Here is a 13674-nt window from a genome sequence, read left to right on the forward strand (position 1 = left end):
CAGACGCATCAAAAGCAAAAAGTGAACTAGGATGGGAAGCAAAACGTGGATTAGAAGAAATGTGTGCAGATTCTTGGAAATGGCAGTCAAACAATAAAAACGGTTATATCCAAAAATAGCGTTAAGGTTTTAGTGTACACACAATAGATAATTGGAATAGATGTCTATGCTATAATGTATTATAAATTAAATAGTTATAAGCTTGAAAATATAGCTATGAGGAAAGTGGGTATACAATGAATTCAATCCTAATCTGCGGTGGAGCTGGCTATATCGGTTCTCACGCTGTGAAAAAATTAGTAGATGAAGGTTTATCTGTAGTAGTGGTAGATAATTTACAAACAGGTCATGAAGATGCGATTACGGAAGGTGCGAAGTTTTATAATGGTGACCTTCGTGATAAAGCATTTTTAAGAGATGTTTTTACAAAAGAAAATATTGAGGCGGTTATGCATTTCGCGGCTGATTCTTTAGTTGGAGTTAGTATGGAGAAGCCTCTGCAATATTATAATAACAATGTGTATGGTGCACTTTGCTTATTAGAGGTAATGGATGAGTTTAAGGTAGATAAGTTTATTTTCTCTTCTACTGCGGCAACGTATGGTGAGGTAGATGTGGATCTTATTACTGAGGAAACGATGACAAATCCAACGAATACGTATGGAGAGACGAAGTTAGCAATCGAGAAGATGCTTCATTGGTATAGCCAAGCTTCTAATTTACGTTATAAGATTTTCAGATACTTTAATGTGGCTGGTGCAACTCCGAACGGTATTATTGGGGAAGATCATCGTCCAGAAACACATTTAATTCCTCTTGTGCTGCAAGTAGCGTTAGGTCAACGTGAGAAGATTATGATGTTTGGTGATGATTACAATACACCAGATGGTACTTGTATCCGTGATTATATTCACGTTGAAGATTTAGTAGCGGCTCATTTCTTAGGGCTTAAGGATTTACAGAACGGCGGAGAGAGTGATTTCTATAACTTAGGAAATGGTAATGGTTTCAGTGTAAAAGAAATCGTTGATGCAGTTCGTGAAGTGACAAATCATGAAATTCCAGCTGAGGTAGCACCGCGCCGTGCGGGAGATCCAGCACGTTTAGTTGCTTCTTCTCAGAAAGCGAAAGAGAAGTTAGGATGGGATCCACAGTATGTAAATGTGAAGACAATCATTGAGCATGCTTGGAATTGGCATCAGAAGAAACCTAATGGGTATGAGAAATAAGTTGTATATATGAAGAGCGGGTATCGTCTTATGGCGATACCCGCTCTTTTTGTTGTACGTATCTTTCCTTAAAACTATCTTAAAAGATAAGATGTCATATTTCTAATCATTGGTATTTTTGTTACAATATAAATGAATGTGTAAAACTTTGTAAAAAGAATGTAATAATATGTATTTTGTTTTCAGAAAGTTTTATACAATTCGTTTATTAAACTATTAAGTTATAAAGGGAGAGAGACTATGTTACCAAATACGGTTCGTACTCCAAACAAGAAGAAGAAATGGATTATTTTCGGGGTTATTGCACTAATTGTTATTGTTGCAGCAGTTAATATTTTTATTATGCAAGGCAAGAAGAAGGGTGCATCAACAAATGCTGATGCTGTGAGATTTGAGAAAGTAACAGAGCGTAAGCTGAATAATACGAAGTTAATTTCTGGTCAGGTGAAGCCGGGGAATATTGAAAGTTTTTATGCGGATCCGACTAAAGGAAAAGTGAAAGAGATTGTTGTGAAAGAAGGGCAAGAGGTAGAGAAAGGTACGAAGTTATTCTCTTATGATAATGAAGAAATTAATCTTCAAATGAGGCAAGCTGAGCTTGATGAGAAGATGGCTGATATGCGTTATGATCAAGGGAAAAAGAAGATTGATTCGTTGAAGAAAGAAATTAAGAAGGCGAAGGATAGCGGAGCTGGGAAAGAAGTGACAGATCCGATGGAAGAGCAAGTAAGTGAGTTAGAGATGGTTCAAAAGACAACTGATCTTGAGAAAGAGAAAGGGAAGTTGCAGAAAGAAGAGTTAAGTAAGAAGCAGAAAGAGCTTACGATTTATAGTAATTTTGCTGGTGTTGTTCAAAAGTTAGATAAAGATGCGGCGCAAAGTTCTTCCCAAGCGTTAGGTGGTCAAGGTAAGGCGTTTTTACAAGTCGCTTCTAAAGATCCGTTCCAAATTCAAGGTACGTTAACTGAGCTTCAGAAGTCACAAATTCAACCAGATCAAACATTCACTGTAACTGCGAAAGCAAATAATAAGAAGAAGTGGACAGGTAAAATTACAGAGGTAAGTGAGTTCCCAACGAGTGCAGAGATGGCTCAAGCTGGCGGTATGGGTGAGGCGACTCAAAATATGTCTCAGTATACATATAAAGCAAGTCTTGATACGCAAGATGGTTTATCTCCAGGTTATCACGTTTCTCTGCAAGTGAATTTAGAGAATAAGACGATGATAGCTGTTCCAAGTAAGAGCGTTGTAGAAAAGGGTGAGGATGCATTTGTTTATGTTGAGGATAAAGGAAAGCTTCGTAAACAAAATGTGAAAAAAGGTGCAAATGATGGAGATTGGACAGAGATTGTAGAGGGCGTAACAGTGGGGCAAAAGGTGGTTAAAAATCCTTCCGACAACGTGTATGACGGAATGGAAGTGAAAGAGAAATGATTACGTTAAATAATATTGCTAAGACGTATTATCAAGGTAAGCTTGCGGTGCCGATTTTGCATGATATTAGTTTAACGATTCAGAGCGGTGAGTTTGTTTCGATTATGGGGCCGTCTGGTTCTGGTAAGTCGACACTTATGAATATTATCGGTTGTTTGGATCGTCCAACAGAAGGCGAATATATGCTGAATGATGTGAATATCTTAACAGCAGATGAGTCAAAGCTTGCTTTAATTCGTAATGAGTATATCGGCTTTGTGTTTCAGCACTTTAATTTACTGCCGCGTCTTTCTGCGGTGGAAAATGTTGAACTTCCACTCGTATACGGTGGGGTGAAGAAAGCAGAGCGTCGTCAAAGGGCTCTGGAAGCACTTAGTAAGGTTGGTTTATCAGACAGAGTTCATCATTTGCCAAATGAGTTATCAGGTGGACAGAAGCAGCGTGTCGCAATTGCAAGGTCGATCGCGAATAATCCAACGTTCATTATGGCCGATGAGCCGACTGGGGCGCTTGATACGAAGTCTGGTGAGCAAGTTATGAATATTTTCACGAAGCTCAATGCAGAAGGTACGACGATTGTTATGGTTACGCATGAAGAAGAGGTAGCGGCTTATTCATCTCGCCGCATCGTACTGCGAGACGGGAAAATTACAGAAGATAGAAGGTGTGCGGTATGAGTTTGCTAGATAGTATCAAAATAGCCTTATCTTCTATTTTAGCTCATAAACTGCGCTCAGCTCTTACGATGCTAGGTATTATTATCGGAGTTGGTTCTATTATTACTGTCGTTGCAATTGGGCAAGGCGGGGAAGCGATGTTGAAGTCGAAAATCGCTGGTTCTGGTAATAATCTTATGCCAATTCAGTTTAAACCAGATATTAATGATGAGTTTGCTATAGGTGGATTTGAAATACCGAAGTTAACGGAAGAAGATATTCTAGAAGTAAGACAAGTGAAGGATGTTTCACACGTTATTACGACAAACCAGACTTCAGAGATGCTTGATGTGAATGATAAAAAAGCAAATTTGAATGTTATTGGGCTTGATAATGAGTATTTTGCGGTAAATAAAGTAAAGGTGGTAAAGGGACGCACCTTTACTGAATCAGATATTTCTTATGCGAATAATGTCGTGATGATTAGTACGAAAACAGAGGAAACGTTATTTAAGGATGAAAATCCAGTCGGGCAAATTATTGAGATGAAAGGACAACCGATGCAAATTATCGGTGTGTACAAATCAGATAATGAGTTTATGGGATTTGAAATGGAAGAAGGGTTAATCCCGCTCACTTTATGGCCTGTGTTATACGGAACAGATGAAATTCAAAATATCGCAATTCAATCTAAAAATGTAGACGACTTAGAAGTAGCAGGGAAAAAAGCGGTAGAGGTATTGAATAGTCGTAAGCCAAGTGAAATTCCCGGTCAATATGAATTGGTAAATTTAAAAGAGTTCCAAGAAGGAGTTTCTAAAGTCACTAACATTATGACAATGATTATTGGTGGTATCGCTGGTATTTCACTAGTCGTTGGTGGTATTGGTGTTATGAATATTATGCTCGTATCTGTAACGGAGCGTACGCGCGAAATTGGGATACGTAAAGCGCTTGGAGCAACGCGTAGTAAAATTTTATTACAGTTTTTAATTGAGGCTGTTATGTTAACGCTTCTAGGTGGTTTGATCGGAATTGGTCTTGGATATGGCGGGGCATATATTGTATCCACATTCGCGAAATGGCCACCGCTCGTTTCGTGGGAAGTTGTCGTTGGAGGCGTATTATTCTCTATGACACTTGGTATTATTTTCGGATTAATTCCAGCGAACAAAGCTGCGAAGTTAGATCCAATTGAAGCACTGCGTTATGAGTAGTTTACTAGTGTAGTAGATAGGGTATGCATTACCGTTCTAGTGAATCGTTCACTAGAACGGGCTATATAAATAGAAGGAGGCGTTATGATGGAGGCGAATATGAATACACAAAAAGCTGGTGGAGAGAGGCCATCATTGCTTGGGATGATTACATCTCCAGGCTTACAGTTTGAGAGAATGAAGACGAGCGAGAAAGTATGGGGTATGTTTTTCCTCGTTGCACTGTTACAAGGGCTTGTAGGTAGTTTGACGACATATGTCGTGAATACGTCACCTGAAATGGTTAAGATGCAGAAAGAATTAAGTGAATTTGGTGGTGAATTTGCTACAAAGAGTTCTCTTACATCAGAAGTGATCTACGGTGGTGTATCAAGTTTTGTAGGAACAATGCTTGGGGCTATAATTATTGCAGGTATTTATAAGGTGTTTATGATGTTCTTTGGGGACGATACGTCTTATAAAACGTTGTTAACGATTGTTGTATATACGAATATTGCTCTTATTATCGGTGGACTTATTAATGGTGTTATCGGTTTAATGTTAGATGGCGGGGCAACGCAGTATACAAGTTTAGGACCATTATTTGAGCAAGGTTCACTTGCATATGGAATTGGTAATACGATTGAATTGTTCTATTTATGGAATTTAGTCTTAATTTGGCTAGGGTTACAAATTACAGCTGGATTAAGCAAAGTGAAAGCGGCGATTCCAATTATCATTTTATTCATTATTAAAGCGGCATTTTTAGCAGCGATTGTTGTGTTAGTAGCAGCATTTTTACCAAATATGCCAATCTAAATAAGGAGGCGTTATAATGGAAACGAATATTAATACGCAAAATGTAGATTCGAAAAAGCCATCATTATTTGGAATGATTACATCTCCAGAGGTACAGTTCGAGCGAATGAAGACGAAAAGCCCAGTATGGGGAGCATTTATCTTATTTGTTCTACTTGGAACGGTTTCAGCAGCTGCGGTATTTTATTTATCGGTGGTTAATACGCCAGAAGTGGCAAAAGAATTGAATGGCCAAGATGGGCAGATGGTACAATGGTTTGCCCTTGGCGGCGGAGCACTGTTTGGTTTGTTCGGAACACCTATCGGCCTCTTTATTGCAGCTGGTTTTTATAAAGTTATTATGATGTTAATGGGAAATGATACTCCTTATATGAAGATATTATCTATTTACATTTACGCTAATCTTGTTTTCTACATTGGTGGATTGTTAAATATAGGATTAGCTTTCATTTTCGATGGAAATGGAACGGACGCTTATACAAGTTTAGCTCCTTTATTTGAAAAAGGGACAGTTTGGAACGGTATTGCATCTTCAATTGAGATTTTTAATATTTGGAGTTTAATTTTAACAGGATTAGGGTTACATATTGTAGCAGGTTTAAGTAAGAAAAAAGCTACAATTCTAATTGTAATTTTCTTTATCTTAACGATTGGATTAGGTTTTCTTAAAGGTTTAGGAAACAGTTTTGGCGCATAATATATTTTTGTGAAAAGGTGGCTCTTACTAGAGTCACCTTTTTTATTTTTGCCCCTATTTCAAATACAACCAGCAGAATTTCAAATACGGTCTAGTGTAATTTCAAATTTCGGTGGTGGTATTTAAAATTGCCCACAATGAACTTTCTTTTTCTTTTTTATATTGTAAAGGTACCGGCGGAATAACAAAGAGGTATACCTTTTAGAAGTGGGTACTGTGTGAAGCCAGCAACTTTTAAAGAGGCAGTTGTGCTGTATGAAGGAATGATTGTAAATCAAATAAAGAAGTTAGGTATTTATCAAGATCATGAGGAGTACTATCAATGTGGTTTAATTGGTCTTTGGTACGCGTATGAAAGATTTGATGCGGAGAAAGGAAGTTTTCCTGCATATGCAGTTGTAACGGTGCGTGGTTATATATTAGAGAGATTGAAGAAAGAGTTTGCAGTGCAAGAAAAGTGTGTATATGTAGGAGAGTATGAGGATATCTTCCATGCTGAAGAGATTGAAACGAGAGCGAAGGATTTTATGAGTGTATTAAATGAGAAGGAGAAGTACATTATTTTTGAACGCTTTTTTGTAGGAAAGACGATGGGGGAAATCGCTTTAGAGACAGAAATGACCTATTATCAAGTGAGATGGGTGTATCGACAAGCACTCGAGAAAATGCGAGATAGCGTAAGAGGATAAATAGTAACATAAGAATGGAAGGCAAGAAATGTTGCTTTCCATTCTACTTGTTATTTTACGGTAGTAAATTTAGTAAGGGGCTTTTACATTGTAGTGAATCTTGCATGTTCATACGTGATAGTACGTATCCGGATTTTAACAATTGTTGCGTTAACTTATGAGGACTGATGTGTATGGTAGTAGTAGTGCCATTTGAAAAATGAATGGTAGTTTGTTTGCTCCTTTCGGAAAATTCTATGTCATCTATATGGTTGTAAAATAGCCATATACAGTTTGGAGAAGAAGGAGATTCTGTAGGGAATACGCAAATATATTCCCTATGGTTAATTGGAATCGGGACATTTTGTTTGAATTTGAAATTTATTTGGATTGCATTACGTCTGCCTTGATAAGTAGAGTGAACGTTCATTAGGCAAGATTTCTTTATGAGTTGAAGAGCGGTTTGACGGGATTGTATATGATTCCCGCTACTGTCGATAAGTGTTGTGCAATAGTAAGGGTGCTGGCAAGGCTCTAACATCATTGTAGAATTAGAAATAAAAATATCATTTTCATCATTGGCCATAATTCTAAGTCCTCCCTTATAAAATTTTATTCTTAATATCATTATATACTAATTAAGTAAATTTAATGTTAATCTTTTGTTTCATATTGTAAATTTTAGTTGTTCGTTTACAATACAAGATGTAATAGTTTTTCTAATTTGCATCGCTTGTACATATATATGAAAATAGAAAAGAGTAGGCGGTGAGATAGTATGAAGAAAAGGTATATTATTATGGCCCTAGTTGTTGTTCTCCTCGTATATTTAGCAAATAGTAATCCGAGTAAAGGAGAATATACAGACTGGGCAGCGAAGCAGTTTATGAAACGTAATGATGTGAGTAAGAAATTAGACGAAGTTCAAAAAGAGAACGAAGAGGGTCTCCTTGGCGATTTAGCATCTGCTGGTAAGAAGTTGGCGAAAAAGTATGTTGAGCCGCAAGTTGGGTTATTAATCGATCATTATACAAAACGGAATGATTATATTTTCTTCTCAACATATACGACCGAGTTTGATTTAGGCGGAGAACACTATAAATATGTTTGTGTTGGTGTTTCAAAGATTTTTATCCCAATTGAAATGCCGAAGAAAAAAGACGAATCTGCAAAATGATGCAGATTCGTCTTTTTCATTTATCCCGCTTTAATGGGCAGTAAGACCCCCACCTCAAAATTCAGCGAAAGCAAAGAATTTAGGTGGGGGTCGGGCTGCCCATAAAAGTCCGATTGGTGAAGGCTAATAATCAGTGGGGGATGAAGAAAACCCCCACTGATTAAAGTTTCACTTTATAGTGTAATTGGAATTTCAGAGACGTTTTTTTCTACGAGACGGGCTCCCTTTTTCTGCGTATTTTCATCAATTGATGAAAATACAGATGAGGCAAGAATGGTATCCATTACTTGGTTTACGACTTGTGTATCGACGGGTGTGATGGGCTTCTCGATAGAAAAAACAACTGTTTTTCCACTTTCTTTCGCGAAAATTAATTCTAGTACTTGCATGCGTTTTTCCTCCTTTTTATTGATCACGTAAACGTTCGGTTAGTGCGGATAATAATCAGCGGGGGATGAAGAAAACCCCCACTGATTAAAGCTTCACTTTATAGGTTAGAAAGATCTGATGTGCTTACAAGCTGTACAGCGTGAAGTGATGATTCTTGTAATGAGGCAAGAGCACGTGCTACGTTGTGTACTTGCTCTAAGTTTGCGTTTGTTTTCACACGTTTAAATTGTTTGTTCTTGAAAACTGTTTTGCCGTTCTTATCTAATCCGTTGTTTAAGACAAGGCGCAACGTTAAGTCCATTACGATTGTTTCGACTGCCATGTTTATCACCCCCTTTCACTTTATAAATAGGGGACAAATGTCATGTTTTGGCGTGAAATTTTATTTTTTTTTTGGTACTCTTAAAAGACTAGGAGAGGAGTTTCGGAAGAATGAATCGTAAATTATTTTGGATTCCTGTAGTACTATGGATGGGGCTGATTTTCTATTCTTCAGCACAACCGTATACAAAGCAGGATGTACGCTCAGATATTGAACAATATATAAATGTTGAGTTTGTGAAAGAGCATTTTTCATGGGTATCTATCGATTATGGTGGAGGTACACCTGTTAGTATTGAAAATAAAGGTGTAGGCGGATTTGTTGAGTTTTTCCTTCGTAAAGGCGCTCATTTTATGGTGTTCTTTATGCTTGGTTCATTGACGTATTACGCGTTTTATCGATCGGGTTATTCGAGAAAAAGGTGTTTTCTATACGCTCTCCTTTTCGTTGCGGGATACGCAACATTTGATGAAATCCATCAATCGTTTACAGGAGATCGTACACCGATGTGGCAAGATTCATTGTTAGATACGTGCGGCGGATTAACGGGGATTATAATAAGTAATTGGTTTTGGCATAGAAAAAGGAGCTAATCTCATTACGAGATTTGCTCCTTTTTTAAGTTTATACACCAAGTAATTCTTTTAATTCGTCTGTCGATAGTTCAGTCATCCAACTATCGCTTGTAATGACAGCGTTGTTTAATGATTGTTTTCGTTCTAACATTTCATCAATTTTCTCTTCTAACGTTCCTGTAGTAATGAGTTTATGAACATGAACGAATCGTTTTTGACCAATGCGATATGCGCGGTCCGTTGCTTGGTTTTCTACAGCAGGGTTCCACCAACGATCATAGTGAATAACGTGGTTGGCTGCAGTTAAGTTTAAGCCTGTTCCGCCAGCTTTCAATGATAGGATGAAAATATCATACGTTCCGTTTTGGAACTGTTCAATCATTTTATCTCGCTCTTTCTTCGGTACACTACCGTTTAAGAAGAGGACGCGCTGACCGAATTTTTCTTCTAGCACACGTTTTAGCATGTTCCCCATGCCAATGTATTGCGTGAAGATGAGGCAACTTTCATTTTGATCTTTTATATTTTCGATGAGCTCCATTAACGTTTTTGTTTTCATAGAGCGTTCAACGACATTTTGTGGTTCTTCTTCTTTTAAATAAAGAGCAGGATGATTACAAATTTGTTTTAGCTTGTTCAGCATAAGTAATATAAATCCGCGGCGCTCAATCCCGCTTAATCCTTCTACATTTTGTAATGTATCTTGAACAAGTTGTTCATATAAGGACGCTTGCTCCCCAGTAAGAGGGCAGTAAGCTTTTTGTTCTAGTTTATCTGGTAAGTTTAATGCGACTGTTTGATCTTTCTTCGTTCGGCGCAGTAAAAATGGTGAGATAAAACGTTGAACTTGTTGGATTTTTCCTTCATCACGGTCTTTTTCAATCGGTGTGACGAAGCGGCGCTGGAATTGTCCTAAGCTGCCGAGATATCCATGATTAATAAAGTCGAAAATGGACCAAAGCTCAGCAAGGCGGTTTTCCATCGGCGTACCGGTTAAAGCGATTTTATGATTTGCCTGCAAGTTTCGTACTGCTTTCGACTGTTTCGTATGCGGGTTCTTAATATTTTGTGCTTCATCCAAAATAACAGCGTCCCAGCATAACGAAGTCAGTTCTTCTTCATCGAGCTGAGCTAATGCGTAAGACGTTAATACAACATCTGCTGATTGAAGGAAATCTTCAAATGACTCGCCCTTATCTCGGTTACTTCCGTAATGTAATTGAACACGTAAATTCGGTGCGAAACGCTCAAATTCTTTTTGCCAATTTCCAAGAACGGATGTCGGCGCTACGATTAAGGCAGGGCCTGTTTTGAGATTATTTTCTTTTGCATATAGTAAGTAAGTAATCGTTTGAATACTTTTGCCAAGTCCCATATCGTCGGCTAATAATGCCCCAAATCCAAGTTTTCGTAAATATAATAACCACTCAATGCCGTGTTGTTGATACGGACGTAGTGTTGCATCTAGTGAAGAAGGGACGTCTACTTTTGGGATATCGCCAATATGTAAGAGCTTTTGGAATAGCTCTTCATAATATCCGTCTAGTTCAATTTCGATATCTGCAAACGGGCTATCCTCTTCTACAATTTCTGTTTCAGCTGTATTTGATAGATGTTGCTGGAGGACATCTTTCATTTCTAGTCCATATTTATCGGCACGGTTCATGAGTTTTCTTACTTCTTCAATAAAGGCGGGATCTAGTCGCATCCATTGACCATTTATATTGAATAACCGTTTGTTTTGTTCAACGAGTTCGAAAAATTCGCTTTCTGACAAATCAATGCCGTTCGTTGAAATGCGCCAGTCAAAATTAACGAGCGTATTCATGCCGAAGAAAGATTGTGTTTGCGTGGCATTTTGCTTCAGCTGCACACGTAATTTTGGTTTTGTTGCTTTTAAATTTTGCCACCATGATGGTAGTAGAATCGTAATACCAGCTGCGAGTAATTCGTTACTTGCTTCTGTTAAGAAGTTCCACGCTTCTGTTTCAAAGAGTTCAGTTCGGAACGTATCATCTTCCTTAAGCCACGGTACGAGCTTACTAAAACCTTCTTGTGTTTCGGTAACACGTTCTTCATAGTCGTGCCATCTTTTCGGTAAGGAATCGATGTTTTCATATACATATATGCGATGTGCCCCGCGCTTTGGCGTAACAACCGTCTCAAGTTTCCACATTTCAAATTCTTCCTGTGGTTCTTGCAGTCTTAAGCCAACTGTAAACGGAAGATCGTCTTCAATGTAACCAATTTTTCGAAGCCAATCCTCTTCATGTAGTGCTGCTTCCAGCTGTCTTTTCGTAAAGTCATAATGTTCATATAGCCTTTTTGCATCTTCCCATCCGTCATTTGAACGGTTATCTTGTAATATGCTTTCATTTACTGCGGCTGAGAAAAGAGTTGCTAATGTGTCATCTTCGATTGGTGTATTTTGAACTTTCCAAGATGGCTGTTTAGGCCAACGCTCCATATCGGGTACGAAGCTACCGCTTGTGAAGGCATCCCATAATTCATTCGCATCTTTCGCAAGTGCTGTAATAGGGCCGTTCATTTGAATATGTGCAAAGGAGTTCATCGGTTTGTTTGCGATGTATTCAAATGCTTGTGCGTTTGTTAGGATAACACCTTGTTTTCCTTCAAAGGTTGCTTCTTTTAGAAACGTACCGTAGAAAGAAGTGGCGTGCCATGTGAATGCATTTCGTTTCCAACTTGTTACGGATAATGGAGTACCGCTGTCATCTTCTCCCCAAAGGAACCAACCTTGACTAATGTGCTGGAGCCTAATTGTTACTTCAGTTTGATTGATCATCGATTAATTTTCCTTTCCGTAATTCCTCTTGTAGTGCACGCAAACGTGAATGTAGATTGGCGATGTGAATGATGAAAGCATCCCATTCGTCGGTACGTTTTAATCGTTTATATAATGTACGTAATTTTTTTAAGTAACGAACGGCACGTCTATATGATTTACGATTTCGCTCTTCAATTGCTTCTACGGCAGCAAGATGATAAAGAGGAAGTGCTGCTTCAGGCGCTTCTTTTTCAATATCTTTCAGCGGTTCCTTTAATAGTTCAATTGCTTCAAATCCATATAAGAGATGAAGTTCTGCCCATGTACGATACTGTTTCTTCGCGAGTACGTATTGCTCATAGTTTGCGAAACTATACGGCAGGAGTTCTTGCAAAATCATTTCGAATCCAGCTTGTTCATTTGTATGTGTTGCATATGTTTCATACATGATGACAAATAACCGAACGATATCTTTTATGAAGATTGTATTTTCATGTTCATGTATCGTTTCCTTTACTTGTTTATACGTAAAGGAAAGCCAGTTTTTCGCACGATCCCACTGCATGGCACTTAATAGCTCTTCTAACCAATAGAAATACAGACTTACAACAGAAGCAGGTTGTTTTTTTAGTAAGTCCATTGCTAATTGGTCTTCTTCCTTTAAAAAGAGTAGGTGAGAAGATGCTAATGCTTTGGAAAGTGGATTGATTTTCGTATCAATTCGTTGTTCTTCCGCTTGCAGTTTCTCTTTATTGTTTAAGAGTTCACTCCATACGTGACGATAAATGAAATATCGTTCTTGTGTATAGGAGTCGGTTGAGAAGAATACTTCATGAACGAGACGAGCTGTTTCTTGCAAAATAGCTTCCACTTCTTGAGGAATCGCATCTGATTGTAAGTCCCGAACGATTGCTTCCACTTTATCTACAAATAACCGAACGACGTTAACAGGCTGATGATAAGAATACGTTTTATTTACTTCAAACGACTGAATTTCTTCTAGCAATTTTTGAAAGCAATAAAGTGCAGCATGTAGCCGGAATAATTCATGTATCGCAATGACGCGCGGAGCTTTCCGTTCAAGTTTTGTATAGAAGTCCGTAAAGATACTCATAAGAAAATACATTTGTTTATAAGTAAGCCGAGCTTGTTCTTTTTTAAATGAATCATATTCTTTGTCAAAATACGATTGCCAACTTTTATAATCGCTTTCTTCAAAAGCTGATGATTGCAATACTTGTCTTGCAGTTCGAATCGGAGGAAGGGAAGGTTTCGTATTATTTTTAAATAAAGTTAATACATCTCCTACTTGCCCGAAACTAGACGCTGCAGATAGTAACACAGCTAGCATATGCTCACATTGTGTTGGTGCGAAGCAATCGCAATAGCTTTCAGCGACATTACGAATCGGGATGTGGACGCTATATACGCTGCCTTCCGCATCTACAGTTCCAGATAGCGTATACCCATCAAAGTCAACGTTATAGACAACACCACTACGATATAGGTGCCGAGCTGTAGCGACATGTTCCTGATCAGCCGTTTGCTGTGGATCTAGTCCTTGAACGAACTCATTCGCAATCATCATAATTTCATCTTTCGTAATTGAGTGTTGCAGCATAATATTCCTCCGTACACAGATTTCTTTCCTTTACCATTATAAACAAAAAATGCTCAAAACAGAAAAAATGAAGTTAGGATTACAAAAAAGGATGTTGCCTAG

The 13674-nt window shown here is 38.1% G+C and carries 14 protein-coding genes and 1 pseudogene; 10 read left to right on the plus strand and 5 right to left on the minus strand.

Annotated features, from left to right (window positions below; genetic code table 11):
* The 8 genes and pseudogenes from COE49_RS01695 to COE49_RS01730 form a co-directional block, all read left to right on the plus strand.
* Positions 1-119: pseudogene (locus COE49_RS01695) on the plus strand (UDP-glucose 4-epimerase); the annotation flags it as partial.
* A gap of 117 nt (positions 120-236) precedes the next feature.
* A complete protein-coding gene (gene galE / locus COE49_RS01700) occupies positions 237-1229 on the plus strand; it encodes a UDP-glucose 4-epimerase GalE (RefSeq protein ID WP_001084641.1) in 993 nt (330 codons plus the stop codon).
* A 240-nt stretch (positions 1230-1469) separates the two neighbouring features.
* On the plus strand, positions 1470-2663 hold the full coding sequence (locus COE49_RS01705; protein WP_088229910.1) for an efflux RND transporter periplasmic adaptor subunit: 1194 nt from the start codon (positions 1470-1472) through the stop codon (positions 2661-2663).
* On the plus strand, positions 2660-3340 hold the full coding sequence (locus COE49_RS01710; protein ID WP_088229909.1) for an ABC transporter ATP-binding protein: 681 nt from the start codon (positions 2660-2662) through the stop codon (positions 3338-3340). Before COE49_RS01705 ends, COE49_RS01710 begins: the two co-directional genes overlap by 4 nt.
* Positions 3337-4536: an ABC transporter permease gene (locus tag COE49_RS01715; RefSeq protein WP_088229908.1), complete on the plus strand. Its 1200-nt coding sequence runs from the start codon at positions 3337-3339 to the stop codon at positions 4534-4536. The genes COE49_RS01710 and COE49_RS01715 overlap by 4 nt, the downstream gene beginning before the upstream one ends.
* Before the next feature lie 87 nt (positions 4537-4623).
* Positions 4624-5334, plus strand: coding sequence for a YknW family membrane protein (yknW, locus tag COE49_RS01720; RefSeq protein WP_088229907.1), 711 nt, complete (start codon positions 4624-4626; stop codon positions 5332-5334).
* Between the two features lie 16 nt (positions 5335-5350).
* On the plus strand, positions 5351-6031 hold the full coding sequence (gene yknW / locus COE49_RS01725; protein ID WP_088229906.1) for a YknW family membrane protein: 681 nt from the start codon (positions 5351-5353) through the stop codon (positions 6029-6031).
* 218 nt (positions 6032-6249) lie between these two features.
* Positions 6250-6720 carry a sigma-70 family RNA polymerase sigma factor gene (locus COE49_RS01730; protein ID WP_088229905.1) on the plus strand — a complete coding sequence of 157 codons (471 nt, stop codon included), beginning with the start codon at positions 6250-6252 and terminating at the stop codon, positions 6718-6720.
* Between the two features lie 55 nt (positions 6721-6775).
* Here the strand turns inward: COE49_RS01730 and COE49_RS01735 are convergent, their stop codons facing one another.
* On the minus strand, positions 6776-7285 hold the full coding sequence (locus tag COE49_RS01735) for a competence protein ComK (RefSeq protein WP_088229904.1): 510 nt from the start codon (positions 7283-7285) through the stop codon (positions 6776-6778).
* A gap of 192 nt (positions 7286-7477) precedes the next feature.
* Between COE49_RS01735 and COE49_RS01740 the strand changes: the two genes are divergently transcribed.
* Complete coding sequence (locus COE49_RS01740) at positions 7478-7876, plus strand: DUF4359 domain-containing protein (protein ID WP_088229903.1); 399 nt, start codon at positions 7478-7480, stop codon at positions 7874-7876.
* A 173-nt stretch (positions 7877-8049) separates the two neighbouring features.
* Here COE49_RS01740 and COE49_RS01745 read toward each other — a convergent pair whose 3' ends face one another.
* The gene (locus COE49_RS01745) at positions 8050-8265 is read right to left on the minus strand and encodes a DUF2922 domain-containing protein (protein WP_088229902.1); all 216 of its coding nucleotides are present in this window, start codon (positions 8263-8265) and stop codon (positions 8050-8052) included.
* Positions 8266-8363: 98 nt separating this feature from the next.
* On the minus strand, positions 8364-8588 hold the full coding sequence (locus tag COE49_RS01750) for a DUF1659 domain-containing protein (RefSeq protein WP_088229901.1): 225 nt from the start codon (positions 8586-8588) through the stop codon (positions 8364-8366).
* A 110-nt stretch (positions 8589-8698) separates the two neighbouring features.
* Between COE49_RS01750 and COE49_RS01755 the strand changes: the two genes are divergently transcribed.
* Positions 8699-9181 carry a VanZ family protein gene (locus COE49_RS01755; protein ID WP_088229900.1) on the plus strand — a complete coding sequence of 161 codons (483 nt, stop codon included), beginning with the start codon at positions 8699-8701 and terminating at the stop codon, positions 9179-9181.
* A gap of 31 nt (positions 9182-9212) precedes the next feature.
* Here COE49_RS01755 and COE49_RS01760 read toward each other — a convergent pair whose 3' ends face one another.
* Both COE49_RS01760 and COE49_RS01765 read right to left on the minus strand, forming a co-directional pair.
* Positions 9213-11969 carry a DEAD/DEAH box helicase gene (locus COE49_RS01760; RefSeq protein WP_088229899.1) on the minus strand — a complete coding sequence of 919 codons (2757 nt, stop codon included), beginning with the start codon at positions 11967-11969 and terminating at the stop codon, positions 9213-9215.
* The gene (locus COE49_RS01765; RefSeq protein ID WP_088229898.1) at positions 11953-13572 is read right to left on the minus strand and encodes an SWIM zinc finger family protein; all 1620 of its coding nucleotides are present in this window, start codon (positions 13570-13572) and stop codon (positions 11953-11955) included. Before COE49_RS01765 ends, COE49_RS01760 begins: the two co-directional genes overlap by 17 nt.
* Positions 13573-13674: the final 102 nt, after the last annotated feature.

Origin of the sequence: Bacillus sp. AFS029637, from assembly GCF_002584985.1 — a bacterium.
In the GTDB taxonomy this organism is placed as follows: domain Bacteria; phylum Bacillota; class Bacilli; order Bacillales; family Bacillaceae_G; genus Bacillus_A.